The sequence below is a fragment of the Hymenobacter cellulosivorans genome (assembly GCF_022919135.1).
GTDB classification, from domain to species: Bacteria; Bacteroidota; Bacteroidia; order Cytophagales; family Hymenobacteraceae; genus Hymenobacter; species Hymenobacter cellulosivorans.
The window spans coordinates 1,039,925-1,065,389 of record NZ_CP095049.1; the positions used below are offsets into that span (position 1 = coordinate 1,039,925).

Consider the following 25,465-nt stretch of genomic DNA (forward strand, 5'->3'; position numbering starts at 1 on the left):
GCGCTTTTCCGCTTTGTGCGCCTGCTGAGACGCTACTTGCGTTGTGCTCTAGCCCTGAGTTCTGCCCTTCAGGTCCCAGTGGCTGGAGGCGACTTGCTGCGTGCCCGGCTGCCGCTTGATGGTGCGCACGTACCGCTCTCCGGCAATAGCACCGTTGGGCTTGCGCTTGCCGATAAAGAGCATTACCGGCTCGCCCTGGTCGTTGGTCACGAAGGTGATGTCGTGGCCCTTGAACACGTCGTCGATGCTGGTGGAAGGCTCGTAGAGCTTGCTGAGCTTCTGGTCGAGCTGGGGGTGGAGCGGCATGGCGGGTCGTACTTGGTGCAGCCCGTTCTACGGCCGGCCCCGTGGCTCGGGTTGGCCTGGAGCTGGGCCGGAAACGCAAAAAAGGCGCTCCGGATGGCCCGGAGCGCCTTTCTGTGAGTTAGTGAAATGATGAGTTCTCGTTCTTACTGCCCAGAGCTGCGGCGCTCAAACGACAACTCACCATCTTACTGCTACCAAATCTTGGCGCGCTGGTTTTCGGCGCGGACCATCTTGCCTTCCTTGCAACCGAAGGCCTCGTAGAACTGGGTCATGTTCATCAGCGGGCCGTTGGTGCGGTACTGGGCGGGGGAGTGCGGGTCGGTGAGCACCTGCTGGCGCAGGTATTCGGGCCGCGCGTTGGTACGCCACACCTGGGCCCAGCTCAGGAAGAAGCGCTGCTCGGGCGTGAAGCCGTCGTAGTTCGGGCGGGGGTTGGAACCGTACTTTTTCTCCAGCTGCTTTTCCAGGGCCGAGTAAGCCAGGGCCAGACCACCAAAGTCAGCCAGGTTTTCACCCATCGTGAGCTTGCCGTTCACGAACACCGAGTCCAAGGGCGAGAAGGCCGAATACTGACTGCCCACCATGTCGGCGCGCTTAGTGAAGTTGTCGGCGTCTTCCTTGGTCCACCAGTCGCGCAGGTTGCCTTCGGCGTCTGACTGCCGGCCCTGATCGTCGAAGCCGTGGGTGATTTCGTGGCCAATTACGGCGCCCATGCCACCGTAATTAACGGCGTCGTCGGCTTTGGGGTCGAAGAACGGAGGCTGCATGATGCCGGCCGGGAACACGATTTCGTTCATCGACGGGTTGTAGTAGGCATTCACCGTGGGCGGGGTCATGCCCCACTCGCCGCGGTCAATTGGCTTACCGAACTTGCTTACGTTGTCCTTGTACTCCCACATGCGGGCAGCCAGCACGTTCTGCAAGTACGACTCGCGCGACATGTTCAGAGCTGAGTAGTCCTTCCACTTGTCGGGGTAGCCGATTTTGACGGTGAAGGAATTCAGCTTTTTCAGGGCTTCGGTTTTAGTAGCGGCGCTCATCCACTCCAGGCCCTGAATGTGCTCCGCCATGGAGGTACGGATGTTGTTCACCATTTCTAGAGCTTTCTGCTTGGTCTCGGGCGCGAAGGCCTTGTCCACGTAGAGCTGGCCGAAGGCTTCGCCCAAGGCGCCGTCGGTGGCGCGCAACATGCGCTTCCAGCGGGGCTGCTGCACCTTGGCACCGGTCAGCACCTGGTTGAAACGGAACGACTCTTCCACAAAAGCCGTGGGCAGGGCCGAGGTGGCCGAGTTCGTCACGTGCCAGCGCAGGTAGGTTTTCCAGTCATTCAGCGGCTCCGACTTCAGGGCCGTGCTGGCCTCCTTCAAGAACTCAGGCTGACCGACAATAACTTCTTTGGCCGAGCCCAGACCGACTTGCTGCAACAGGCTGGTTACGCCCAGGTTGGGGAACTGCTTGTTGGCCTCGGCCACAGTCATTTTGTTATAGTTGGCGTACGGGTCGCGCAGGGCTACGCGGTCCTTGGAGGCTTTGGCCAACCGAGTTTCCAGGCGCATTACCGTATTGGCGTTCTTGGCGGCGGTGGCTTCGTTATCGCCGAGCTGCCGGAACATGTTGGTCAGGTAGGTCATGTAGGCCGTGCGGATCTGCTTGGAGCGCGCATCGTCCTTGAGGTAGTAGTCCTTGTCGGGCAGGGTTAGGCCGCCCTGCGACATATAGACGGCGTACTCCGTGCTTTTCTTACGGTCTTGGCGCACGCCCAGGCCCAGCACCGAGCGGGTTTGCAGCATCTGCTGGCGGGCCAATGCCGTTTGCAGGCCTTTTAGGTCCTTGATGGCGGCAATGCGGTCCAGCTCGGGCTTCAGGTATTTCAGGCCGGCCTTGTCAATACCGACCGAGTCCATAGCCGTAGCGTAGTAGTCGCCTACTTTCTGCAGGTTCGAGCCCTTGGGTGCGGTGCGGTTGGCGGCGGCATCGTTCAGAATCTGGCGCATCACCGTCTCGTTCTGGTTGATGAGCTGGTTCCAGGAGCTCCAGCGCGACTCGGCGGCGGGCACCGGGTTGTTCTTGAGCCAGGTGCCGGAGGCGTACTGGAAGAAATTGTCGCAGGGCGACACCGACTTGTCGATGTTGGACACATCGAGGCCCACGCCAGGGACGGAGGGTAAGGAGCCGGGAGCCGCCGAGGTTGAGGCAGAGGCCGTAGCTGTGGCGGTAGCCTCAGGCGCCGTAGTGGTGGCTATAGCGGCCGGGGTGCTGGCGGCGCAACCAGCCAGGGTGAGGCCGGCGGCGGTACCCAGGGCACCCAGCGCGAGTAAGAGTTGGTTTTTGTTGGTCATTATGCAGATGTATGGGAAGGCAGAAAAAGGCGGCTACACCGGGCACAGACCTGAAGTCTGGACCGGCTCCGTAAAGATGCGCCCCGGCCCGTACATTTCGGCTGGAACGGGTTCGGCAAATTACCACTGGCGCGTCTCGCGCCAAAGACGCCGCTGCACGTTCAGGGCTGCATCAGGCCTAGGTATCTTTGCCGCCTACTCCTATATAGTATCAATCTGATTGCCACCACTCCTTATGCATACCATCGACAAAGTAGCTTGGCTGCACCTGCACCAGGGCCGAGTGCTAAGCACCCGCAGCCGGGGCAAGGACCGCTACTATTTCCCCGGCGGCAAGCGCGAAGCCGGCGAAACCGATGCCCAAACCCTGATTCGGGAAATCCAGGAGGAGCTGACGGTGGAATTGGAGCCGGGCAGCCTGCGCTTTCTGGGCACCTTCGAAGCCCAGGCCCACGGCCACGCCGCCGGGGTGCTGGTGCGCATGCTCTGCTACGCAGCCGAGTATAGCGGCACATTGCAGCCTGCCGCTGAGATTGAGGAAGTAACGTGGCTTACTTACCAGGACCGCCCCCGCGTGTCGGCTGTCGACCAGCTGATATTCGACTGGCTGCGCGAGCAAGGCCAACTGGCTGAGTAGCCGCCAAAATGCAGCTGCCCTTCGCTTCTATTGCTCCACTGCATTAGCCCTTTTGAAAAGCTAAGCCGTTAAAAAAGGACCTAAGCAGCCACGTCGGCCGCTTAGGTCCTTTTCTGGTAGCTCTAGCTACTGGCGCCGCAACTCTAGCAGCTAAGAAATTGCCCTACTTATGGCGTTTGGCGCGGGCATATTGCACAGGCCACTCCACATCCACACCCAGTTCCTGGGCGGCGTGCAGCGGGAAGTTCGGGTCGCGGAGCATCTCGCGGGCCAGCAGCACAAGGTCGGCCTGCCCGCTGGCCACGATGCTTTCGGCCTGCTGGGCAGTGGTGATGATGCCTACGGCCCCGGTTAGGATGTCGGCCTCTTTCCGAACCCGCTCGGCAAACTCGACCTGGTAGCCGGGGCCCACCGGAATAGCCGCGGTAGGCACGTTGCCGCCGGTTGAGCAGTCAATCAAATCTACACCCCGCTCCTTGAGCAGCCGCGCCAGGGCAATGGAATCTTCGGTGGTCCAGCCACCCTCGGTCCAGTCAGTGGCCGAGATGCGCACGAAGAGCGGGTACTCGGCCGGCCACTCGGCGCGGGTCACGTCCACGATTTGGAGCAGCAACCGGCAGCGGTTTTCGAAAGAGCCGCCGTAGCTGTCGGTGCGGGCGTTGCTCAAGGGCGAAAGAAACTCGTGGAGCAGGTAACCGTGGGCGGCGTGCAGCTCAACCACCTGGAAGCCTGCCGCCAAAGCCCGCAGCGTAGCAACCCGAAAGTCGGCAATTACTTTATCAATTCCGGCCTGGTCGAGGGCCGCAGGTTCGGGCTGACCGGCATGAAACGGCACGGCGCTGGGCGCTACGGTTTGCCAGCCGCCTTCGACTTCGGGCACCACGCCGCTACCCTTCCAGGAAGTGTAGGTGCTGGCTTTGCGGCCGGCGTGGGCCAGCTGAATTCCAGCCACGGCCCCATGCTCGGCCAAAAAAGAAGTGATGCGCTTCAACCCGGGCAAATGCTCGTCGCTCCAGATGCCCAGGTCGTCGGGGGTGATGCGGCCTTCCGGCGACACGGCTGTGGCCTCAGTGATAATCAGGCCCGCGCCGCCTACGGCCCGGCTACCCAGGTGCACCAGATGCCAATCATTGACAAATCCGTCGCGGCTGCTGTACATGCACATCGGCGAGACGGTAATGCGGTTTTTAATGGTGAGGCCGCGAATGGTGAGCGGCGTAAACAGGCTGGCCATAGAAAGGATAGGTTGGGTAAGTAGCCTAAACCGGATTGGGGAGGCGCGGGTTTTGGCGGCCCTGCTTGCCGCCGCTGCCCAAGCCCAGCCCTTACTCCACGATTACGCCGTACTTATCGACCAAACCCAGCAGGCCGGTTAGGGTGAAGCGGGCCTTGGTCAGGGTGTTGCCGTCAGGGTCGATGCTGAACTCGGAGGCCGTGGTAAAGTCGGCCCCGACGAGCTGGGTGCTACGGAATACCGCGCCGCGTAGGGTGCAGTCCTGAAACGCGGCGTCGGTGAGGTCGGCGCTGGTAAAGTCGGCATCGGTCAGGGAGCAGTTCACAAACCGGGTGTTGCGCAGCTTCTTGCCAAAAAAGGAGGCGTAATGCAGCTGGCAGCCCTGGAACTGCACCTCGAACAGGAAGTCGCGGCAGGCGGCAAACTGCACGCCCGAGAGCTTGCAGTCGGTGAAGGCTACATTCTGCAGGCTGGCCCCGGCCATAGCCGCCGACGACAAGTTGCACCGCTCAAAGAGGCAGTCGGCAAACCGGAACTGGCCGAGCTGAGCCCCCGAAAAGTCGCAGCCGATGAAGTGGCACTGCTCAAACTCAGGCTCGGGGTGAGCAGCCAGGGCACGGGCATCCCAGCGCTCAAAGCGGTTTTCGGCGGGAAATACGGTAGGCCGACCGGCCGGCTTGGCTCGACGCTGCTTCATGGCAGAAAGGGATTCGGGAGGTATAAGAAGAAAGAGGCGGCTCAGGGTTGCTGTTGCAGCCAGCGAATGGCCTCGCCTTCCTCCACGAACCGCTCTCCCAGAAAAGGCTTACCCTCGAAGTAGGCGGCCGGCGGAAATGCGGCGTCGGCGTCCTGGTCGCGCAGGGTTACGGGGGCCAGCAGATAGGCCAGGTAGGTGCGCTGCTGCAGGCGGGGCTGAAGCTGGGGTAAAAACGTGCCGAGCATCCAGTGGGCACCATCCCGGTCGGTATTGAAGCGCCGGCGGCCGTCGAGCAGCCAGTGACGGCAGCGGTGCAGGACGGCATATTCCAGCAAAACAAGGTAGCCCTGCTGCATTTCCGCCACCGAAATCCGGCGCTGCCAGCGCACTACCAGCAGATGAAGGTCGGGCCGATAGGTAAGGGTCAGGAAGTCGGGAACGGGCGGCAAGGGCATAGGGGACGGGTAAGCAGGCAAAGCTACGCCGACCAGCTACAAGTAGTAACCCCGCCCGAAAAATTTAGCCAGGAGTGCGAACAAAAACAGGCACGAGACAAAGCCTCGCGCCTGTAAACAAGCGGGTTGAGCCCAGATGACCCCAACCACTACTTGCCCGGACCTAGCGCCGAAGCGCCACATACCTGGAGTTTTCTGCTGAAAAAAGACCACCGCACCAAGCAGAAGAAGCTTGCAGGATTCTTCCGCCGCTCAGCCGGGGCCTCAGGGTCAATATTCCCTTATTTGAAGAGCTTCTGCAATACCTACTTTTAGGTATTTTACCGGGGTGCCTATAGCAAGCAGGAGCCGGCACGCAGTAGGCTTCGACTATTAGAGCCTGTTACGCTCATAACGCCATAATTATATTCAAAGCCTATGGCCACTTCGTCTCCTAAATCAGCAGCCAGAGCTTAACAGCTAGCATTCAGTATGTAAATCAGCCTGTAAACTCCAAAAATTACAACTTATTCTTTTTAACGGCTTGCCATTTGTTCGAAATAATACAATAAACTTGTAGTTCAGTCGAAAGACTGGCCGGTCTGCAAACCGGCGGTTTAGCGTCTTACCTGCCAAGTTGGATTTGTGAAGAAATTACTGGCCCTGTTGCTGGGGCTGCTAGCTTTTCCTGCGCTAGCGCAAACGGGGGCCTCCACGCCGCAGCTGGCCCACTGCGACGCCGCCATTGAGCAGTTTATGAAGCGCTGGAAGATTCCGGGTGCTTCCGTGGCCATCAGCCGGCAGGGCAAGCTGGTATATAGCCGGGCCTTTGGCTACGCCGACCTGTCCCGCACCGAGCCCATGCGCCCTTCCCACCTACTACGGATAGCCAGCGTATCGAAGCCCGTAACCGCTACGGCCATCATGAAGCTGGTGGAAGAAGGCCGGATTGATTTGCAGCACAAGGCATTTGGACCCGAAGGCTATTTGCAGTCGGCGTACTACACCAGCGTAATTCAGGACGAGCGAATTTACGACATTACGGTGCAGCAACTGCTGGAACACAGCGCCGGCTGGAACCGCAACAACGGCGTGGACGGCTACAACACCTCCGACCCGATTGACTTTCCGCTGCACGTGGCCGACGCGCTGAGCGTGCCCAACCCGGTGGGCGACTCGACCATGGTGCGCTTTCTGCTCAGCAAGGGCCTCGACTTCAAGCCCGGAGCCCGCTACGCCTATTCCAATGTGGGCTACCTCGTGCTGGGCAAGATTCTGGAGCAGGTGACCCGGGAGCCGTACGAAGCCTGGGTGCAGCAGCACATTCTGGCTCCGGCCGGCATTCACGAGGCGCATTTGGGCCATAACCTGCTGGCTCATAAAACTGAGCGGGAAGCCGAGTACTTCAGCAAGGAGCACCGCGCTTCCTGCTACGGTACCGGCAAGGACGTGCAGGCCGCCTACGGCAGCTGGAACATTGAGGCCATGAATGCCCACGGTGGCTGGCTGTTTACGGCCCGGGACCTGGTGCGCTTCCTGCTGGCTACCGACGGCAACCCGGCCCAGCCCGACGTGCTGGCGCCTGCCACCATTGCCCAGATGATGGAGCCCTCCGACAACAACCGCCACTACGGCAAGGGCTGGATGGTCAGCAAGAAAGTGAACTGGCACACCGGTAGCCTCGACGGCACGGCCAGCTGCGTGGCTCAAACGGCCGATGGCTATACCTGGGCCATTTTGCTCAACAGCCGCGCCAACCCCAACCGGTTCTGGAACGACCTGGAAAAGCTGGGCTGGGAGTGTGTGGAAGGCGCTACCGAGTGGCCCACGCAAGACTTTTTCCCGCCCGACCAGAACGCCACCGCCCTACGCGGCGCAGCCACTCAGCCCACCACGGCCGCCCTGCGCTGGACCAATGGCAACGGCAGCCGCCGCCTGGTGGTAGTGCGGGAAGGCAGCCCGGTGGAAACCCTGCCCCACGACGGCACCAGCTATGCCGCCGACGCGGCCTTCGGCCACGGCTCGGCCCTGGGCAAGGGCACCTACGTGGTAGCCGCCGGCCCCGACAGCGCCGTGACTATCCGGAACCTGGTGCCCAACAAGACATACTATGCCCGGGTCGTAGAGTACTTCCAGAACGACACGACCGGCCAGCAGGCCATGTACGCCCTGGACGGCAACCCGAGCTGGCAGTTTCATACACCGGCCGCTCCGTCGTTGCTTGCCAAGCTCAGCCGGACTTCCGGCAAAAAGACCAGCCCCGCCAGCCGCTCAACTAAGACCACCACGGCCAGCAAAGCTGCCGGCAAAAAGCCGCTGCCGGGCGCTAAGCCCACCACTAATGATGCGGCCGGTTCTCAGCTCAGCAAGCAGCAATCCAAGGGCTGGAGCTGGCTGAAATGGTTTGCCCGGGCCTAAAGGCCATCAGCAGCTACTACCAGCAGCTGCCGGGCCGAGTTTTGCGGGCATCGACTTTCGTCCTTGCGGCAAGTTGAGCGTATACCGGGCGTGAAAGTTTGGCCGCCGCATGTACTTTGCGGGCCCTAACCGGGCGTGGTTCAGGCTTCCATTGCCAACCGGGCTATTGCCCGGCCGGCTTTTCGCTTCAGCTAATATGACACAGATTCGCACGGGCCTGCTGGCCTACGGTATGTCGGGCAAGGTTTTTCATGCCCCCTTTGTAGCCACCCACCCCGGCTTCGAGCTGGCCGCCGTTACCGAGCGGAGCCGCAAGGAGGTTCAGCAGCAGTACCCCGGCGTGACCAGCTACGACAGCGTGGAAGCCCTGCTGGCCGACGACAGCCTAGAACTGGTAGTGGTAAATACGCCCAGCAACACCCACGCTGAGCTGAGCCGGCAGGCGTTGCTGGCCGGCAAACACGTGCTGCTGGAAAAGCCCGTGGCTACCTCGCCCGAGGAAGTGCGGGAACTGTGGGCCCTGGCCCGGCAGCAAGGCAAGCACCTGCTGGCCTACCAGAACCGCCGCTGGGACAGTGACTTCCAGCAGGTCAGGCAGGTTATCGAAAGCGGGCAGCTAGGCCGTTTGGTCGAAGTAACGTTCCGCTACGACCGGTTCAAGACTACGCTGAATCCCAAGCCGTTCAAGGAAACGCCCCTACCCGGCAGCGGCTTGGTATATGACCTGGGGCCTCACCTGCTCGACCAAGTCATCAGCTTGTTTGGGCAGCCCCTGAAAACGCGCAAAACCACCGGCCGCTTCCGCACCGGAACCCAGGTCGACGACTATTTCTTCATTCAGCTGCTGTACGCGGGCTTTACGGTCACGGTGGCCTCCGGGCTGCTTATTGCCGACCCGCTGCCGGCCTTCGTGGTACATGGCACCCAGGGCAGCTTCCGCAAAAACCGCAGCGACGTGCAGGAGGCCCAACTGCTGGCCGGCCTCTCGCCCTTGGCTCCTGAGTACGGCCTGGAGCCCGCCGACCAGGCTGGCACCCTAACCATTGCCGGCGGCAACGACGTGAAAACCACTACAGTACTTCCCGCGGCCAAAGGCGACTATACAGGCTTGTTCGAAGCCGTCTATCAGACCATCCGCCACGATGCCCCCTACCCCATCCGGGAAGAGCAGCTGCTGTGGCAAAATGAAATTCTGGCCCAAACCGACGACCTCTGGACAGTATAAACTGGCGCATATAGATATCGGGTATTAATTGGCCGGAGCCTTATACCTGTCTGGGCCGGTCCAGCTTGCTGGCGGGATATTGCGGGTTCAGTTCTTGCAGAGCGTCACGTAGGGCTTTAGCCACCACGTAGGCTTTGTACCAGTTCTGGTCGGCGGGTACCAGGTGCCAGGGGCAGCTTTCGGGGTTACAGTGCCGGAACACGTCTTCGTACACGGCCCGGTATAGCGGCCACTTCAGGGCTTTGGCCTCGTCGCCGGCTTCGTACTTCCACTGCTTGGCTGGGTCGTTGATGCGCTCCTGCAGCCGCTCGCGCTGTTCCTCTTCCGATACGTGCAGGTAGAACTTCAGCACCGTAGTACCGGCCTGTTGCAAGAGTTTCTCGAAGGCATTGATGGCCGTAAAACGCCGCCGGGCCTCCTCGGTGGTTATCAGCTTCTCGACCCGGGTAATAAGCACGTCCTCGTAGTGGGAGCGGTTGAACACCTGAATCATGCCGTGGCGCGGCGCCTGCTGATGTACCCGCCACAGAAAGTCGTGGGCCAGCTCCTCGGTGGTTGGCTCCTTGAAAGAGTGGACCCGCACGCCCTGCGGATTGAGTCCGCTGAACACCTTCCGAATCAATCCATCTTTGCCGCTGGCGTCCATGCCCTGCAGAATGACGAGTACGCTACGGCGGTTTTCGGCGTAGAGACGGTCCTGAAGCTCTATTAGCTCCTGGCGGATCTGCTCCGTTTCCTGCTGGGCAGCCTCCTTATGAATGTGGTGCGGCGCTCTGCTGGCCACTGTAAGCAGGTCGAAAGGGGCGGAATCTGGCATAAGTTAGACGGGTTTAGAAGCAATAATGAGCTATACGCACTTCAGCTTCTGAGCAGCCATTGTCCTTCGGTAAGCCTATTCCTCAGAGCCAGAGTGGCAAAACGTGAGCCTAGCAGACAAATCACCATGCCAAAACGGCTGAAATAGGAGCAATTGCGGAGCTTATACCGGCCAATATGGCCACTTAGCTCCAAATCTTCCCTTGGATTCGGGTTGGTACAGCGTTTGTATTTAGACTGTCAACCAAGAAAGGAAAACAGCCATGAATCTGATTAGCAAAGAGTTTATTCGCAACATCGCCCCCCAGCTCGACCTGCTCAATACACTGGGTGGCGGCACGGCCCAGGCGGTAGTGCGCGTGGATAAGCGCGAGCAGGGCGTGGTGATTCGGGTAGCCGTTCCGGCCGTAAGCCCCGAAAACTTCCACGTTGTGCTCGACAACACCCGTCTGACGGTATACTGCGAGTATCGTCATACCCCCGAGGACCAGATTGCAGCTCCCTTGTTTGCCCAAACCTTGGACCTGCCTGCCAACCTCGACCTGAGCCGCATCGACGCTGTGCACAAAGGCGGCGAACTGCAGGTGCGCATACCTTTTAAGGATGCCGCCGCTCAGAAGCGTGAAATCGAAATCAAGCAGCGCTAGGAATCTGCTCCTGCTGCATCGTTCATACCGTCGGGGCCGACCGACACCATTGTTCCACTTGGCCACTGCCTTCCGCAGTGGCTTTTTTATTGGTTACTACTCTTGCTCGGCTACCCAAATAGCGGGATGAGCAGCACAAAGCCCAGCAGCAACGATAGATAAAACCAGCCCATTACCTGCCCGCGGTAGCGCCGGGGCAGTCGGTTGCTAAGCACCAGCACCGCCACTACCACCAGGGCCAAGTGTAGCAACAGAAAAACGACCGTCTTGACCCAATTGCTGACAATCGTGTTTTCGGGCTGAAACTGGTCGGCCATGCCCAGGCCGGAGGTAAGCCAGCTCAGTAGGTAGTAGGCTGCCGTTTCAAAGACGACGAACAGGATGGCACCCAGCAGCAGTGCTCCAGGCCCGGATTTTTGTTTGATTTCAGCCATTTCAGCCCCAAGCTACAAAAACAAGTCGGCCAGTGGAATATTCCACTGGCCGACCACCGGTTACTTTCTGCTAAAGCGTGGAGCTTACTTTTTGCCGTTGCCTTTGTAGTGCAGCGTCAACGAAATTTCGCCGCTGGGTGCCGTAGTGCTACGGGCGCTGTAGGTTTTGCCGCCTTCCTGCCAAGTGCCTTCTTTCACTAGCGTAGTAGCCGGGCGAAGCTCGGCCGGAACAGTCCCTTTCCAAACGGAAGTTTGGTTACCGGATGGCGTTACTACATAGTTTACCTGCGTCATATTCACGCACTGTTTCAGGCCCGTCAGGTCGGCCGTCATGCACACCGTACGGTCGGTTTTCTGCACCAATGCTCCATTGCCTTGCTGCTGCAACGCAACAGCCTGGGCGCGGGCGGCCGAACTAAATGACATCAGGCCCAGAAACAAAGCGGCAGCAGCGGTAGTACGCAGGAAGTTTTTCATGAGGAGGGGGAGAATAGTGAGAGAAATTCTGGTTCTTGTTCGGCGCAAGCCAAGAACTATACCAAAAGCTCATCCATTATCCTGCTCACCCTCGTTTCGGCAGTTGACTAAGGCAGCTGCCGGCCCAGGATTTCGGCCGTTCGGGCTCGTACATACAGATCTTCTACCTTAGCCCGGGCCCAGGGTGTGCGGCGCAGAAACGTCAGGCTGGACTTGATGGAAGGATTGACGGCGAAGCAGTTGACCCGAATTCGCTCGTCGAGGCCGGGCCAGCCGTAATGGGCCACCAAATACTCCAGAATCTGGGCCAGCGTGACGCCGTGCAGCTCCCGAATAAGGTGGCCGGATTCGTCGCGAACATCGTGGGGATTGGGCTGGGACATAGAGCAACAAGCGTTAAGCGGGAACCACAAAGGTGCTGAAAAGCCGTTGTATCTACGCAGGCAGCGGCAGCCGAAGGCCCGTTAGGCCGGTTTTTTGCCTGCCGCGGGGTATCATTGGCTTCTAGTTGTTCGTTACCTTTGGCATGGCGACCCTCATGAATAAATCCTCCCGACCTGTTTCGCGCCGCCGCGCCTCTCCCTGGCGCCGCTACCTAGGCTTGGCCATGCTGGCCTTGGGAATTGTGGGATTAGCTGGCTACCTGCGCTACCAGCGCCAGATTCACCGCTACGCCCGCCGAACCTACGCCAGCTTTACCTTCGACAGCCTCACCGGCCGCGAGAAAACCCCACTGCTGAGCGGCTACTCCATCCACGGCATCGACGTATCGTCTTACCAGGGCAAGATTGACTGGAAAACCGTGGCCGAGCACAACGTGCGCTTCGCCTTTATCAAAGCCAGTGAAGGCGTGACCCTGCGCGACTCCCGTTTCCCACGCAACTGGAAACAGGCACGAGCCGCGGGTATCTACCGCGGTGCCTACCACTACTTTCAGCCCAACTACGACGGAGCCAAGCAAGCCAACCTGTTTACCCGCACCGTGCCCCTCTCCCCCGGCGACCTGCCCCCGGTACTCGACGTGGAGGCACCTGAGTTTCACGATGTGGCCGTGATGCGGCGGGGCGTAGGCACCTGGCTGCGGCTGGTAGAGCGCCATTACGGGGTCAAGCCGATTCTGTATTCCAACTACAGCTTTTACAAACGCCACCTGGCCGGGCACTTCGACGATTACCCACTCTGGCTGGCGCATTACGAAGTAGAAAGCCCTAAGCTACCCCGCGACAAGTGGATTATCTGGCAGCACAGCGACGAAGCCTATATTCCCGGCATCCGCGGCACGGTCGACTTCAACGTGTTTCAGGGCAACTTCGAGAACCTGCTGGCTCTGCGCATTCCGGCGGCCCGCCCGGCGCGGGCCGACAAATCTCACTAACCCGGCTTTGATGACTACTGCTCTTTTTCGCCCCGGCGCCGTCCTGCTGCTGACCTTTTCCCTGCTGCTCAGCAGCTGCGGTGGCGGCAGCAAAAATGCCTTTACCCAATCGGGGGGAGCCTCGTACTACGCCGACAAGTTCAACGGCCGCAAAACGGCCAGCGGTACCACCTACCGGGCCAACAAGCGCACGGCGGCCCACAATACGCTGCCCTTCGGCACGGTAGTACGGGTGACGAATCCGCGCAACCACCGCTCGGTCAAGGTTACCATCACCGACCGGGGGCCACACGCCAAGGGCCGCGTCATTGACCTTTCGCGCAAGGCGGCCCGTAAAATAGGCATCGTCGAGGCCGGCGTGGCACCTGTGCAGCTCAAAGTAGTGCGGGCCGCCGGCCGACGCTAGCCCCCGGCGCCCAGTTTTTCTTTCACTCCTAACTCAGCTGCTGCCGTATGCGCATCCGCAAAAAAGTAAAATGGCTCCAACCGGCGGAGGCCGACCGGTTTACGGCCCTCAGCGCCTTCGTGAAAGCCGCCGAAGCCCAGGGCTGGACGGAGGCTGAAATTCAGTTCGTCATCAACGAAATAGTGGAAGCCCGCGACGAAACCGAGGTACACGAGATTTTCCGGGACTATAGCCAGCTGTAGCACCGAGCCCCACAAAAAAAGCTCCGACGCAGGCCGCGCCGGAGCTTTTTTTGTGGGAGTAGCTCTCGAAAGGCTAGTTTTTACGCTTGACCTTTGCTTTGCCCTTGCCATTTTTAGCCATCATCATCAGGCTGTCCTGCTCGGCTTTCATGGCTTTCGTGGTGAGGCGGCCGCTGAGCGACATCATGTCGCCTTCCTGCAGGGTCACGGTGCTGCCATCGGGCTTGGTCACGGTACCGTTGGCCATGATTTTGGTGCCGTTGGTCAGGGTCGTGGCATCCGTCAGGGACGTGGTATGACCCTGCTGGGTCACCAACACCTTGCCTTCCTGCATCACGACGCCATCCTTCAGCGTCACGCCTTCCCGCACGACTTCTTTTGGCTTGGGAGCCACGGCCCGGCGGGGCGCTACTTTGGTTTGGGCCTGGGCGGCTACGCCGGTCAGGGCCAGACCGAGCGTCAACATAAATGAGAAACGAAGCTTCATACGTACTGGGTTGAGGTGAGAGGAGGAGCTTGGTAGTGTAAAATACAAAAACGTCACGAAAGTTCCGGCCCCTTTAGCAACAACCAACTTTTGCTAGCTGGCGTTAAAAAGGACGTTCTCTTTCCTTTATTCTTCTCACCATCACTGCAGAGCTCAACTATATGGCCAACCAGCAAACGTCCCCGGATATTTACACTGAGTTTCACAAGCAAGTCAATATGACGGCTAAGGAACTAGAGCAGTGGCTTACAACGGAGGAATCCAAATCGGTGGGGCAGGACGAGGGCGACGGGGAAAGCATCGGCCATAAGTCGGGTCGCCATATCCTGCAGATTCTGGCCAAGAAGAAGGCCGACCTCACCGCCGACGACGAAGCCCACATGCACAAGGTTCACGCCTATATTAGCCGCCACCTGGCCCAAGGTCCGCACGCCGACAAAGAACACTCGCGCTGGCGGTATTCCCTCATGAACTGGGGCCACGACCCGCTGAAGAAGTAGCCTTGCTCAGGCGGGCCGCTGGGTCTTAGCCGCAAGTCGTCACTATATTTCCCCATGGATTACAAAGATTATTACAAGATTCTGGGCGTGGAGAAAAACGCCACAACGGACCAGATCAAGAAGGCCTACCGCAAGCTGGCCCGCCAATACCACCCCGACGTAAACCCCAACGACCCGAATGCGGAGCGTAAGTTCAAGGAAGTAAACGAGGCCAACGAAGTACTCAGCGACGAGGAAAAGCGCCGCAAGTACGACCAGCTCGGGGCCGACTGGCAGCGCTACCAGCAAGCCGGGGCTGGCCGCGGCGGCCAAGCCAGCGGGGGCTTCGACTGGTCGCAGTACACCCAGGGCGGTGGTTTCGAGGGGTTTGGGGGCGGGGGCGGCAGCAACGATCCGTTCGGCAGCGCCGACTTCTCCGACTTTTTCAGCTCTATCTTCGGCGGGGCCAGCGGCCGGGCAGGTGGCAGTCCGCGCCCCGCGGCGGGCCAGGATTACCAGGCTGAGCTAGAGCTAACGCTGGAAGATGCCTACCAGGGCGGCCCCCGCACGCTCACCGTGAACGGTAAAAAGCTGCGCATCAACATTCAGCCCGGCGTAGAAGACGGGCAGACCATTCGGCTGCGCGACCAGGGTGCCCCGGGCCGCAATGGTGGGCCCAGCGGCTCGCTCTACATTACCATCCGGCTGCAGCCCGACGCACGCTACACCCGTACCGGTGCCGACCTGACCATGGATGTGCCCGTAAGCATCTATAAGGCACTATTGGGTGGCGAACAGGTGGTGGACACGTTTTCGGGGCCGGTCAAAATCAAGATCAAGCCCGAAACCCCGAACGGCACCCGCCTGCGGCTTCGCGGCAAGGGCTTTCCGGTATACAAGCAGGCCGGGCAGTTTGGCGACCTGTACCTGCGCCTCAACCTGACCTTGCCCCAAAACCTGACTGATGAAGAAAAAGCGTTAATCCAGCAATTAGCTACCCTCCGCAACGAATCCTGACCGTTATGGAAACCAACCTCATTACCATCACACTGCTCGAATGCTCCGCGCAGTATGGCCTGAGCGAGGCCGACGTGCGTGAGTTCGTAGACCTAGGCCTGCTGCGGCCTGCCGAAACGCCCGACGCTGTCCACGGCGAAGCCGAGCACTTGGCCCGCCTCGCCCGCCTGCACCACGACCTGGGTATGAGCAAGGAAGCCATAGACATCATCGTGGCCATGCGCCGACGGTTGGTGGCCCTGCAGGAGGCCCTAACCCAGCAAACGGCCCGAGCCGCGCAGCTCGAACGATTTTTGCGCGGCTCGGGCCCAGTCATGGAGGCCGACTTTTAAAACCTAGGGCTTACACCAAATCAACGGCCAGGGCCAGGGCGCAGCCAGCCACGGTAGCGGCCAGCTTAGGCAGGTTCAGGTGGTGCTCGGGGCTGGTTTCGAAGAGAATGGTGGTGGAAACGTGCAGAAAGTTGCCGGCTACCAAGCCCAGCAGGGCCGCATACCAGCCGCCCTGCAGCAAATCCTCCAGCACCACATAGTTGCTGACCACAATTCCCGCGGGCCCGGCCAGGGCGAATATGACCAGGTAAGGAAACGCACGCTTAAAGCTGTTCAGACGCAGCAGCAGAGCCGCCATCAGAGCAAAAGCCGCTGGCACGTGGTGCAAGGCAATACCGGCCAGAATAGCGTAGAAGCTCTGCCCCACCCCCGCTGCTTCCGGCGACTTCACCAGAATACTACCTTCCATAAAGGAGTGAAGCACGAGTGAGAACAGCAGCAGAAACGGTACTCGCCCGGCGTGAGAGGTATGGTAGTGCACGTGCCCGTGCTCCACGCCCTGCGAGAAAACCTCCAGCAGCAGTTGCCCGAAGAACCCAGCCAGCACGAAGTACCCAATGCGGTGACTAAATTCCGGCCCGACGCTCAGTGCCTCCGGCAGCAGGTGCATGATGGTCAGCGTAAAGAGGTAGGCGCCGCTGAAAGCTAGCAGCGGCTTCATCCAGACGGTACGTGCCGTCGGCACCAGCCGGGTTAGCCAGCCCGCTCCCATCACGGTCAGAAACAACAGAAAAACGGCAAACCACATGGACGTTAATGTGCTACTGTGCTACTGTGGGAAAGTGCGAAAGATGTACCGATGCTGCCTTGTAGCCAGAGTCTGGATATAGAGCATTAAAGCATTAGCATAGCAGCACATTTCCCACATCAGCGCATTAAAAGACTATTTCTTCAGGACGAAAATCATGCGGGGGCTGGTTGGCTCGTCGTAGGGGCCGAGGTGGTAGTCGCCGAGCACCTCCGCCAGGCGCAGGCCGGCCATGTGGAAGTATTCCTCAAACCGCTCCCGGCTCAGGGCCCGGACCCGCTCCTGGTAGTGCTGCTCCTGCCCCTCATGGTCCACGAATCGGATATCCTTGACGATGAAATCATTGTCGAGGTGGCGGTGCAGGTGAAAGGTGATGTCGTCCACGGTTTTTTCTTCCCGGGCCACCAGCTCCCGCACCGTCAGCTCGGTATTCATGAAGTCGATGACCATCTTGCCACCGGGCCGCAGAGCCGCCGCCGCCGAGCGGAGCGCCACTACGTTTTCGGTTTCGTTGGCGAAGTAGCCGAAGCTGGTAAACAGGTTGAAGATGAAATCAAACGGGCCGTAAGGCAGCGTGTCGCGCATGTCATGCACGTGAAAGTGCAGGTGCTCGTGCCCATACTGCTGGGCATAGGCAATGCTTTCCGGCGACAAATCCACACCCGTCACGTCGTAGCCCTTTTCGCTCAGGTAAATGGCGTGGCGCCCTTTGCCGCAGGCCAGATCCAGCAGGCGGGTAGTGGGCTTGGGGTGCAGGTGGGTCAGCAGCTCGTCAATGAACACCCGAGCTTCGGTATGGTTTCGGTCCCGATACAGCAGATGGTAATAGGGCGAGTCAAACCAGGTACTAAACCATTCGGCTTCAGATTGTGGCATTCGAAAAGAGGAAGTAAGCAGAATGGCAGGCGAAATACGGCACGCAAGCAGACCAGCTAGACGGGCAATTTTGCAACAATGTTACAACCCCCTGCGGACTTGGGCCGGTGCCAGCTCCGGCAGTGCCGCAATTAACTGGTCTTTAACAATGCGTTGGCCCCACTGCTACGCTACTGACTTGTGGTCGGCAGCGCCGCAGTGGGGCCAAACAGCTTATAGCAAAGAGGTTACTATTCCTCCTTCATTTGCTGAGCAGGCTTCTCAGCGTTGTCGTGGGGAGTGTTGGCGGGCGCGGGCGCAGCTTCTTCCGACTTGGTGCGGTCTTCTGCCTCACCATTAGCCGAGCGGGCGGCTTCAGCGTTGGGGTGGCGGTCCTTCTCAAACTCTACGTTCGAGCTAATAGGAGCAGCAATGGCGCCGCCTTTGGCCTGGTTGGGCTCGTGAGCGGTGTTCTGGTCGAAATTGTCGCTGGAGCGGGTGCCAGGAGCTACCTGATCCAGGGATACTTTGGCTTCCGGACGCAGGTCCGATGGTTCGCTGCTGCAGGCGTTCAGGGCCAGGGTGGCCACGGCCACGGCGGAGAACAGAAGATTTTTAGTCATGTTCGTAAAGAGTTGAAATGCTAAGCGTTGGGGCTGGCAACCGACCCGGACCCCGGGCTGCTACTTGCTGCCTTGCCTGCTTCGTACCAGAGTACTGTACCGGCGCGGCCGGCTCAAAGTTACGCGGAAGTTGGGCTCGTAGGCGCGGGGGCAGCCGGAGATTGGGCCGGCAGCAGGTTTTTGCGGCGCAGCATCGAGTCAAACAGCTTGATATCGTTGGGCGAGTTGAAAATACGCAGCGGGAAATGCAGGAAAATCGGCACGTTGAAAGTGCGCGCCATCCAGCCCTTGAAGCCCTTCAGCTCGTCGGCCGCTGCGGGAGGCTGCAGCCACAGCAGGTAGGCATCATTGTCGCGCCGGGCCTGCCCAATCATGTCCCAGGTGAGGCCCATACCCTTGGTTTCGCTCTGACGCAGCACGATCTGGCGGTTGTCGATTTCATAATTCATCCGCTCAAACAGGGCTTTACTCTGTTCCATCTGGGCCACACCCGTAATCTGGGCCGAGCGCAGCAGCACAAACAGCAGCGTGAGCAGCACGGCTAACAGCAGCCACCACCATGAAGGCCAGATAACGGCCGGCAGTAAGCCGATGGCCAGCGGAATAAGTGCATACCACCACTCCTTCTTCCACACCTGAGCCATAGCCATGCGGGTGTAGGTATCGGTGTCGAGCTGGTATTTCTTGGTGCGGATGGCCATAGGGGCCGGGCCCTGGGCCTGCCGGTAGCCACCGCGTTGATTGGGTTGTTGCATCTAGAGTAATGTGCTATTGTGAGAAATGTGCTGATGTGCTCATGAATGTATTGGTGGCCAATGAGAAACAACGCATTAGCACATCAGCACATTCACCACATTCGCACATTGATTTAAAATGCTTTCAGGCTCAAATCCAGGCTTTTAACGGAGTGCGTCAAGGCCCCGACGGAAATAAAGTCGACGCCGGTCTGGGCCACGTCGGCAATGGTTTGCTCGGTGATGCCGCCCGAGGCCTCGGTGGGGAAACGGCCCGCAATGAGGGCTACAGCTTCGCGGAGCAGGGCCGGGGTCATATTGTCGAGCATAACCCGGTCAATACCGCCTACTTCCAGCACCTGCTGCACTTCGCTCAGGGTGCGCGTCTCGACCACGATGGACAGCTGCCGGCCCGTGCGGGCCAGATACGCGTGGGTAGCTTCGATGGCCGCCCGGATACCACCGGCGTAGTCTACGTGGTTGTCTTTGAGAATAATACCATCGAACAGACCGTAACGGTGATTGACGCCGCCACCGATGAGCACTGCCCATTTCTCGCAGATGCGGAAATTGGGCGTGGTCTTGCGGGTATCGAGCAGCTTGGCTTTAGTGCCGGCCAGCAGGCTGGTCAGGTAAGCCGTTTTGGTGGCAATGGCGCTCATGCGCTGCATGCAGTTGAGCACCAGACGCTCAGCTGTCAGGATGCTCTGGGAACGGCCTTCCACGATGAAGGCAACGTCGCCATGCTTCACCAGGGCCCCGTCGCTGAGGTGCTGCTCGACTTTCAAGTCGGCGTCGACCTCGCGAAAAATGAGGTGGGCCAGCTCTACGCCCGCCAGCACGCCCGCGTCTTTTACCAGCAGATGGGCCCGGTTGCGGGCGTCGGCCGGAATAGCCGCCAGGGAGGAATGGTCACCGTCGCCGATATCTTCGGCCAGGGCCGTACGAATAAAGGCGGTAAGCGCTTCGGGGGTCAGGTAGGATGGGTTTTGCACGGTGCAAAAATAGAAAAAGGCCCCGACTTGCGCCGGGGCCTTTCCTAGAATCCTCAAAAACAGTGAGCGGCCTGTGGGCTGCGGTTCTGTTAGAATAAGTAGCTTTTTTTCAAATCCTTAGCACTGTAGAGCTTGCCGGGGACCTATTCCTTGGTGAAATCAATCGTGTCAATCACCAGATTGCCCTGCGCCGACTTCATCTTGACGAACATCCGATAGGCACCGGTTTTGCTCACATACTTGCCAACTGCGTAGGGCGTTCCTTCGTTACTACCACCGTAGTGCACAAAGTCGAAACCGGCGGGAGAGTTCTTGGCGAAGAAGTCCTTCATGACAAACTCAGCCTGCGTGGCGCTATAGCTTTGCTTGTCACCATCAAAGCTCAGCTCGACCGTGGATCCAAAATGCTGGGACAGCTCCCGGGAAGAGCCGCTCCGGATGGCATTGCGAACCGGCGTGAAGGCCTCACCTTGTGCCAGTACCGTTACGGAAAGTAACAAGAACCACACGACGGTAATAACCTGAAAAATGTTGCGTTTCATACTATGTGTAGGGAATGTATCATACAGTTCGCTAAAACTATGCCAAGTAGGCCTTGTTTATAAAATGTCCCTACAGCCGTGCGCCACGGCTCCAAGTTAACCCAAACCAACAAAATGTGCACGTTCCCGCGCGTGCCCTTATCTTTGCCGCTATGAATAAACAGGTATTGCTGGTGATTTTGGACGGGTGGGGTCTGGCACAGAACAAGGAAGTATCGGCTATCGACAAGGCCAATACTCCGTTTGTCGACTCACTGTTTCAACGATTTCCCCACAGTAAGCTTCAGGCCTCGGGCGAAGCCGTGGGGCTGCCCGACGGGCAGATGGGCAATTCGGAAGTCGGCCACATGAACATCGGAGCCGGCCGGGTCGTGTACCAGGATCTGGTGCGCATCAATAAGTCGATTCGGGAGCGGAAGCTAGGCTCGATGCCGGCGTTGGAAAAAGCCTTCGAATACGCCCGCACCACGGGCCGCAACCTGCATTATATCGGGCTGCTCTCGGATGGCGGGGTCCACTCCCACATTGAACACCTGAAAGCCCTGTGCACCCTGGCCCACGACGCTGACGTGCACAAGATATTTATTCACGCCTTCACCGATGGCCGCGACACCGACCCCAAGGGTGGCGTAAACTACGTGAATGACCTGGAGCAGAGCCTGGCCCGTAGCGGCGCCAAGATTGCCTCGGTCGTGGGGCGCTACTACGCCATGGACCGCGACAACCGCTGGGAACGGGTGAAAATAGCCTACGACCTGATGGTGAACGGCAAAGGCACGCCCTCGCAGAACCTGATTCAGAGCATGCTCGACTCCTATAAGGAAGGCGTGACGGATGAGTTCTTGAAGCCGATTGTGAAAGTTGGGGCTGACGGGCTGCCGCTGGCTACCATTCAGGAAGGCGACGTGGTTATTTGCTTCAACTTCCGCACCGACCGGGGCCGGGAAATCACGCAGGCCCTAACGCAGCAGGATTTCCACGCCTTCAACATGCACCGGCTGAACCTGCACTACCTGACCATGACCAACTACGACGCCACGTTTGTGGGCGTCACCCCGATTTTCGAGAAAGACAACCTCGAAAACACGTTGGGCGCGGTGCTGGAAGCCAACGGTAAAAAGCAGATCCGCATTGCCGAAACCGAGAAGTATCCGCACGTGACGTTCTTCTTCTCGGGCGGCCGGGAGGTGGAGTTCACCGGTGAAACCCGCCTGATGCGTGCCTCACCCAAAGTAGCCACCTACGATTTACAGCCCGAAATGAGTGCCTTCGAGCTGCGCGACGCCCTGGTGCCGGAGTTGCAGGCCAAATCGGCTGACTTTGTGGTGCTCAACTTCGCCAACCCTGACATGGTGGGCCACACTGGCGTATTTGAAGCCGCCGTAAAGGCCGTAGAAACCGTGGACACCTGCACTCGTGACGTAGTAACGGCTGCCCTGGAGAGCAACTACGCCTGCATCGTTATTGCCGACCACGGTAATGCCGACATGATGATTAACCCCGACGGCACGCCTAACACGGCTCACACGACGAACCTGGTGCCCTGCATTCTGGCTGATACGGACTACCAGGGCACCCTGACGGATGGCAAGCTGGGCGACATTGCCCCAACGGTACTGGCGCTGATGGGCTTGCCCCAGCCTGCTGATATGACCGGCGTGTCGTTGCTGCAACCTACTGCCGCTCCTACGAATGCATAGAGCATTCTGGGCCGCCGCCTCGCTGCTCCTGATTACGGCCTGTAGTCAGGAGCAGGATGCTGCCCGGGCGGGCCAGCCGGCCCGCAAGCCGCTGTACTTCGACGTGAAAGGCTTTCTGGACAACCAAGCGGCTCTGCTTACCCGGCAACAGCCGGCGGTGGAAAAGCAGGTCATGCTGCGTGACGGGCAAGTAGAAACCACCCGGGTCGAAAAGGTGGACTGGAGCAAGGAATTGCAGATTTTCTACCAAGCCGACATTAATAAGCCCGCACTGCGCGGTGCCTACGAGGCTCAAAATGCGCCAGTAGGTGACACGGTGACTATAGCCAAGACTTACCGCCGCAAAGCCGGCGTTGAGAACATCGTAGAGCAGCTGCGGGTAGAGCAGAATGACACCAAGAAAGGCCGTATTGAGGCTGTGCTGACTCAGGATAATCCGCTGTTCTTCTCACGCAAAGTATTGGCACTGCAGTACCAGAATGGGCTGCTGAAAACGTACCGGGTACAGGGCGTGCAGAAGCTGATTCTGTTCGACACGTTGCGCTACTCGGCTACCGTGACGGTATTGCCGTAGCTACTTAATCCAGATACGGCTCGACGCGGGCCACAGCAGGCTTGCCTTCCGAGAAGGTTGCCGACACATTATTGGTCCGCTCGGTGTCCCGAATCTGGACTTTGGAGCAGGAACCGCCGCTTTGCCGGGTGGAGGCATCCAGCGTTTCGCGCAGGCGCTGACCGTAGCCAGGGCGGAAATTAGTAATAACGGCCCGACGCAACAGACGCTGCTCGGGCATGCAATAGAACTCAAACTGGTTGCCCTGGTGCTGCAGCGTCAGAATGGTGTCGTTCTGTCCTTTCTCGTGCACGTTAGCAAACAGCTTGCGTGATACAATCTTTGCTCCTGCCTGCAGCAGTTCCTCGGCGGTAAGCTCGGCTCCGAAAGGCTGACCGGCCAGCGTATCGTTGGTCGTGACACAAGTAGCTTTGGACGTAACCGGCCGGGGCACCGTGCGGCGCTTGGGGGAGGGAGGTGGCTCCGACTGCGTACGGCTGGCGGGGCTGGTGCTCACGGCGGCGCACACTGCCAGGGCAGAGACGAGTTTAACCGCAGAGAGCAGGGCAGCAGACAACATAGCGCAACAGGGGCCTTTTCTGGCTCATACGCAAATAATTAGCGCGCGGCTTGTCGTCTACCGGATTTATTTGGTACCGGGCTAGCCTTCGGTGCCCATTAAGGTAGCCACAATCCAGCGGCGGCCACCGTGGTTGCGGTGCTCACCCAGGTACACGCCCTGCCAGGTACCCAGCGCCAGCTCCCCGTTGGTAATCGGGATGGTAACGGAGGTGCCCAGCGTAGCGGCTTTCAGATGGGCCGGCATATCATCGGGGCCTTCCTGGGTGTGCAGGAAGTAAGGCGCATTTTCGGGCACGGCCCGGTTGAAATACTGCTCGAAGTCGTGGCGGACGGTGGGGTCAGCGTTTTCGTTGAGGCTCAAACTAGCCGAAGTGTGCTGAATAAAGAAGTGTACCGTCCCGATTTTGATACGCTCCAGCTCGGGCAATTCGGCTACCAGCACGTCGGTGATGAGGTGGAAACCGCGGCGTACGGCGGGCAGGCGCAGGCGTTTCTGGATCCAGATCATAGCGGCAGGTTAGAGGTCTTTACGCTCGTAGGCGCCTGGGTCGGGGGTGTTCAGGTCGCGGGAGCGGTTGAGCAGGTCGGTGGTAATGCCGCCGAAGGGCCGAGCTGTATTTCTCACGGCGGAAAGGGTATCGAGGTTATAATCGAACTTATCGGCAAACTGGCCGGCCGGGCGCTTGAACTTGGGGTCCACGTTGAGGCGGTTGCCGTTGTTGTCGAAGGACGTTTTGTAGCGCTGAGTGCGTAGCACGCTGTTCTGAATGATCAGCTCGGGGTAGTCGTTGCCGTTCTTGAAGAGCAGCTCTTCCGGAATAGAGCCCCAAATGATAGAGTTGCGGATGGTAATGCGGGTCGGCAGTGGCCCGGGCACACGCCGCACCGCTGACTCATTGGTAAAGGCCAAAGACTCTGTTTCGCGCCGGAACTGGGGCGTGTAGTTGGCAATGGTGCAGAAGTTCAGGTTGAACGTACTACCCGCCAGGCCTAAAATAGCATACTCGCCGCAGTTGGTAAACAGGCAGTTAGTTAGGTTAAAGTCACCGCCAATGCTGAGCGCGCCGGCTCCGTCGAAGGTTTGTCCGCCACCGGCGAAGGATAGCCGGGAGCCGGAAATATTCTTAATAACGGTGTTTTCAACCGTCACCCGGGGCCGGGGCTGCTGGTTGCCGGGGTTGTAAACTAGCAGGCCGAAACTGGCATTCTTGATTTCGGCGTAGCGAATTACGTTGTTGCGGCTGCTAACCGAGTCGAACTGAATACCGGCCCACTGGCCCGGTATTTCATTGTAGAACGGCTCCAGCCGGTCGGCCGAGAAGCGCACGATGTTGGGGTCGGTGGGCTTGATTTCGCCGGTGGGTGAATAGGTAGGGTTCACCCGCAAGGTGCCCTTCACGATGATGGCCGCCCCGGCGTGGGCATACACCCGGGCGCCGGCCTCGATGGTCAGCACGCAGCCGGCAGGTACCAGCACCGAGCTGGGCAGCACGTGGGGCTTGTCTTTGCGCCACACCTCGTTGCAACCCAGTACTCCGCGGTGGAAGAAGGCGTTTTGCCCGTAAGCCACCAGCTCGACCTGCTGATCGTTGCCGTTGGTTTTAAACCGCAGCTGGTCAGCAATCAGGAAGGGCTTGCCTTCGGACTGGGCACCGCCCGGGCCGAGCTTGGCCCGCACCAGCACCAGCAAACTGTCCTTACCCCGGATTTCGACGTTGTTAGCCATGGCACCACCGTCGCCGTTTACGATGATGGAATATTCGGTTACGGCCGGATTCACGACGCTGATCTGTTCCACCTTCACGGCCCGACTGTTGCGGTTGTACACCCACAGGCGCTTCGTAACGGTGCCGACCTGGGTGAAGACCGTATCAAAGAGCACCGTATCGGTCGAGAATTCGAGCTTGGCGCTGGGGTCAGTGGTCAACAGGTCTTCCTTGGGCTCACAGCCCGGCAGCACGGTAAGCAGACAACTCAGGATGAGCAGGCAGGGTAGCAGAAAGCGCATAGTACAAATAATGAATCAGGTCACAAACGCGTCATCCTGAGCCCGGCGAAAAACCTTCTGCTCCTGGAACGGCAAAGTTCTAGCGCGGGTAAGGTCCTTCGCCGAGCTCAGGATGACAAACGG

General features: G+C 59.4%; 31 protein-coding genes. 12 read left to right on the top strand and 19 right to left on the bottom strand.

The annotated features are described in order from the left end of the window. Positions 1 to 48 precede the first annotated feature (48 nt). A complete protein-coding gene (locus MUN80_RS04420) occupies positions 49 to 306 on the bottom strand; it encodes a hypothetical protein (protein ID WP_244720135.1) in 258 nt (85 codons plus the stop codon). A 191-nt stretch (positions 307 to 497) separates the two neighbouring features. Next, positions 498 to 2,645, bottom strand: coding sequence for a M13 family metallopeptidase (locus MUN80_RS04425; RefSeq protein WP_244720137.1), 2,148 nt, complete (start codon positions 2,643 to 2,645; stop codon positions 498 to 500). 235 nt (positions 2,646 to 2,880) lie between these two features. On the opposite strand from MUN80_RS04425, the gene MUN80_RS04430 reads away from it, so the two are divergent. After that, a complete protein-coding gene (locus MUN80_RS04430; RefSeq protein ID WP_244720140.1) occupies positions 2,881 to 3,282 on the top strand; it encodes an NUDIX hydrolase in 402 nt (133 codons plus the stop codon). A gap of 163 nt (positions 3,283 to 3,445) precedes the next feature. On the opposite strand, the gene namA is transcribed toward MUN80_RS04430, so the two are convergent. The 3 genes from namA to MUN80_RS04445 form a co-directional block, all read right to left on the bottom strand. Then, positions 3,446 to 4,516 (bottom strand): NADPH dehydrogenase NamA, encoded by a 1,071-nt coding sequence (gene namA, locus MUN80_RS04435; RefSeq protein ID WP_244720143.1) that lies wholly within the window; start codon positions 4,514 to 4,516, stop codon positions 3,446 to 3,448. Positions 4,517 to 4,607: 91 nt separating this feature from the next. Then, on the bottom strand, positions 4,608 to 5,213 hold the full coding sequence (locus MUN80_RS04440) for a pentapeptide repeat-containing protein (protein WP_244720145.1): 606 nt from the start codon (positions 5,211 to 5,213) through the stop codon (positions 4,608 to 4,610). 41 nt (positions 5,214 to 5,254) lie between these two features. Next, positions 5,255 to 5,668 (bottom strand): hypothetical protein, encoded by a 414-nt coding sequence (locus MUN80_RS04445; protein ID WP_244720147.1) that lies wholly within the window; start codon positions 5,666 to 5,668, stop codon positions 5,255 to 5,257. Positions 5,669 to 6,292: 624 nt separating this feature from the next. Between MUN80_RS04445 and MUN80_RS04450 the strand changes: the two genes are divergently transcribed. Both MUN80_RS04450 and MUN80_RS04455 read left to right on the top strand, forming a co-directional pair. Further along, the gene (locus tag MUN80_RS04450) at positions 6,293 to 8,065 is read left to right on the top strand and encodes a serine hydrolase domain-containing protein (RefSeq protein WP_244720149.1); all 1,773 of its coding nucleotides are present in this window, start codon (positions 6,293 to 6,295) and stop codon (positions 8,063 to 8,065) included. 196 nt (positions 8,066 to 8,261) lie between these two features. Beyond that, complete coding sequence (locus tag MUN80_RS04455; protein WP_244720151.1) at positions 8,262 to 9,290, top strand: Gfo/Idh/MocA family oxidoreductase; 1,029 nt, start codon at positions 8,262 to 8,264, stop codon at positions 9,288 to 9,290. Positions 9,291 to 9,330: 40 nt separating this feature from the next. Here the strand turns inward: MUN80_RS04455 and MUN80_RS04460 are convergent, their stop codons facing one another. Further along, the gene (locus MUN80_RS04460) at positions 9,331 to 10,107 is read right to left on the bottom strand and encodes a PPK2 family polyphosphate kinase (RefSeq protein WP_244720153.1); all 777 of its coding nucleotides are present in this window, start codon (positions 10,105 to 10,107) and stop codon (positions 9,331 to 9,333) included. A 262-nt stretch (positions 10,108 to 10,369) separates the two neighbouring features. On the opposite strand from MUN80_RS04460, the gene MUN80_RS04465 reads away from it, so the two are divergent. Beyond that, the gene (locus MUN80_RS04465; protein WP_244720155.1) at positions 10,370 to 10,753 is read left to right on the top strand and encodes an Hsp20/alpha crystallin family protein; all 384 of its coding nucleotides are present in this window, start codon (positions 10,370 to 10,372) and stop codon (positions 10,751 to 10,753) included. 110 nt (positions 10,754 to 10,863) lie between these two features. Here the strand turns inward: MUN80_RS04465 and MUN80_RS04470 are convergent, their stop codons facing one another. From MUN80_RS04470 to MUN80_RS04480, 3 genes are all read right to left on the bottom strand, one after another. Then, positions 10,864 to 11,187: a hypothetical protein gene (locus MUN80_RS04470; RefSeq protein WP_244720157.1), complete on the bottom strand. Its 324-nt coding sequence runs from the start codon at positions 11,185 to 11,187 to the stop codon at positions 10,864 to 10,866. 84 nt (positions 11,188 to 11,271) lie between these two features. Further along, a complete protein-coding gene (locus MUN80_RS04475; RefSeq protein WP_244720160.1) occupies positions 11,272 to 11,664 on the bottom strand; it encodes a hypothetical protein in 393 nt (130 codons plus the stop codon). A 107-nt stretch (positions 11,665 to 11,771) separates the two neighbouring features. After that, a complete protein-coding gene (locus MUN80_RS04480) occupies positions 11,772 to 12,047 on the bottom strand; it encodes a VF530 family protein (protein WP_244720163.1) in 276 nt (91 codons plus the stop codon). A 155-nt stretch (positions 12,048 to 12,202) separates the two neighbouring features. On the opposite strand from MUN80_RS04480, the gene MUN80_RS04485 reads away from it, so the two are divergent. From MUN80_RS04485 to MUN80_RS04495, 3 genes are read left to right on the top strand one after another with little or no spacing between them, the layout of a single operon-like run. Further along, complete coding sequence (locus MUN80_RS04485) at positions 12,203 to 13,039, top strand: glycoside hydrolase family 25 protein (RefSeq protein ID WP_244720166.1); 837 nt, start codon at positions 12,203 to 12,205, stop codon at positions 13,037 to 13,039. A 10-nt stretch (positions 13,040 to 13,049) separates the two neighbouring features. Then, complete coding sequence (locus MUN80_RS04490) at positions 13,050 to 13,445, top strand: septal ring lytic transglycosylase RlpA family protein (protein WP_244720169.1); 396 nt, start codon at positions 13,050 to 13,052, stop codon at positions 13,443 to 13,445. 47 nt (positions 13,446 to 13,492) lie between these two features. Next, on the top strand, positions 13,493 to 13,687 hold the full coding sequence (locus MUN80_RS04495; RefSeq protein ID WP_244720172.1) for a hypothetical protein: 195 nt from the start codon (positions 13,493 to 13,495) through the stop codon (positions 13,685 to 13,687). Positions 13,688 to 13,760: 73 nt separating this feature from the next. Here the strand turns inward: MUN80_RS04495 and MUN80_RS04500 are convergent, their stop codons facing one another. Next, positions 13,761 to 14,174, bottom strand: coding sequence for a DUF6799 domain-containing protein (locus tag MUN80_RS04500; RefSeq protein ID WP_244720174.1), 414 nt, complete (start codon positions 14,172 to 14,174; stop codon positions 13,761 to 13,763). A 161-nt stretch (positions 14,175 to 14,335) separates the two neighbouring features. Here MUN80_RS04500 and MUN80_RS04505 point away from each other — a divergent pair, with 161 nt between their 5' ends. The 3 genes from MUN80_RS04505 to MUN80_RS04515 are packed head-to-tail and all read left to right on the top strand — an operon-like array spanning position 14,336 to position 16,002. After that, positions 14,336 to 14,674, top strand: coding sequence for a DUF3140 domain-containing protein (locus MUN80_RS04505; RefSeq protein ID WP_244720177.1), 339 nt, complete (start codon positions 14,336 to 14,338; stop codon positions 14,672 to 14,674). A 54-nt stretch (positions 14,675 to 14,728) separates the two neighbouring features. Continuing rightward, positions 14,729 to 15,670, top strand: a complete 942-nt coding sequence (locus MUN80_RS04510) for a DnaJ C-terminal domain-containing protein (protein WP_244720180.1) — start codon at positions 14,729 to 14,731, stop codon at positions 15,668 to 15,670. 5 nt (positions 15,671 to 15,675) lie between these two features. Continuing rightward, positions 15,676 to 16,002, top strand: a complete 327-nt coding sequence (locus tag MUN80_RS04515; protein WP_244720183.1) for a chaperone modulator CbpM — start codon at positions 15,676 to 15,678, stop codon at positions 16,000 to 16,002. Positions 16,003 to 16,012: 10 nt separating this feature from the next. Here MUN80_RS04515 and MUN80_RS04520 read toward each other — a convergent pair whose 3' ends face one another. The 6 genes from MUN80_RS04520 to MUN80_RS04545 form a co-directional block, all read right to left on the bottom strand. After that, positions 16,013 to 16,750, bottom strand: coding sequence for a ZIP family metal transporter (locus MUN80_RS04520; protein WP_244720186.1), 738 nt, complete (start codon positions 16,748 to 16,750; stop codon positions 16,013 to 16,015). A gap of 135 nt (positions 16,751 to 16,885) precedes the next feature. Beyond that, the gene (locus MUN80_RS04525) at positions 16,886 to 17,626 is read right to left on the bottom strand and encodes an SAM-dependent methyltransferase (RefSeq protein ID WP_244720188.1); all 741 of its coding nucleotides are present in this window, start codon (positions 17,624 to 17,626) and stop codon (positions 16,886 to 16,888) included. Positions 17,627 to 17,856: 230 nt separating this feature from the next. Beyond that, a complete protein-coding gene (locus MUN80_RS04530; RefSeq protein ID WP_244720191.1) occupies positions 17,857 to 18,228 on the bottom strand; it encodes a hypothetical protein in 372 nt (123 codons plus the stop codon). 119 nt (positions 18,229 to 18,347) lie between these two features. Further along, positions 18,348 to 18,983 carry a hypothetical protein gene (locus MUN80_RS04535; RefSeq protein ID WP_244720194.1) on the bottom strand — a complete coding sequence of 212 codons (636 nt, stop codon included), beginning with the start codon at positions 18,981 to 18,983 and terminating at the stop codon, positions 18,348 to 18,350. Positions 18,984 to 19,096: 113 nt separating this feature from the next. Then, a complete protein-coding gene (gene nadC / locus MUN80_RS04540; protein WP_244720197.1) occupies positions 19,097 to 19,957 on the bottom strand; it encodes a carboxylating nicotinate-nucleotide diphosphorylase in 861 nt (286 codons plus the stop codon). A 143-nt stretch (positions 19,958 to 20,100) separates the two neighbouring features. Continuing rightward, positions 20,101 to 20,499, bottom strand: a complete 399-nt coding sequence (locus tag MUN80_RS04545; protein WP_244720200.1) for a DUF4783 domain-containing protein — start codon at positions 20,497 to 20,499, stop codon at positions 20,101 to 20,103. Between the two features lie 152 nt (positions 20,500 to 20,651). Here MUN80_RS04545 and gpmI point away from each other — a divergent pair, with 152 nt between their 5' ends. Then, positions 20,652 to 22,199 carry a 2,3-bisphosphoglycerate-independent phosphoglycerate mutase gene (gpmI, locus tag MUN80_RS04550; RefSeq protein WP_244720203.1) on the top strand — a complete coding sequence of 516 codons (1,548 nt, stop codon included), beginning with the start codon at positions 20,652 to 20,654 and terminating at the stop codon, positions 22,197 to 22,199. Next, complete coding sequence (locus tag MUN80_RS04555; RefSeq protein ID WP_244720206.1) at positions 22,192 to 22,773, top strand: hypothetical protein; 582 nt, start codon at positions 22,192 to 22,194, stop codon at positions 22,771 to 22,773. The genes gpmI and MUN80_RS04555 overlap by 8 nt, the downstream gene beginning before the upstream one ends. Positions 22,774 to 22,777: 4 nt before the next feature. Here MUN80_RS04555 and MUN80_RS04560 read toward each other — a convergent pair whose 3' ends face one another. From MUN80_RS04560 to MUN80_RS04570, 3 genes are all read right to left on the bottom strand, one after another. Continuing rightward, the gene (locus MUN80_RS04560; protein WP_244720208.1) at positions 22,778 to 23,332 is read right to left on the bottom strand and encodes a hypothetical protein; all 555 of its coding nucleotides are present in this window, start codon (positions 23,330 to 23,332) and stop codon (positions 22,778 to 22,780) included. Positions 23,333 to 23,413: 81 nt separating this feature from the next. Further along, positions 23,414 to 23,842, bottom strand: coding sequence for a secondary thiamine-phosphate synthase enzyme YjbQ (locus tag MUN80_RS04565; protein ID WP_244720210.1), 429 nt, complete (start codon positions 23,840 to 23,842; stop codon positions 23,414 to 23,416). Between the two features lie 9 nt (positions 23,843 to 23,851). Next, the gene (locus tag MUN80_RS04570; RefSeq protein ID WP_244720212.1) at positions 23,852 to 25,342 is read right to left on the bottom strand and encodes a hypothetical protein; all 1,491 of its coding nucleotides are present in this window, start codon (positions 25,340 to 25,342) and stop codon (positions 23,852 to 23,854) included. Positions 25,343 to 25,465 lie beyond the last annotated feature (123 nt).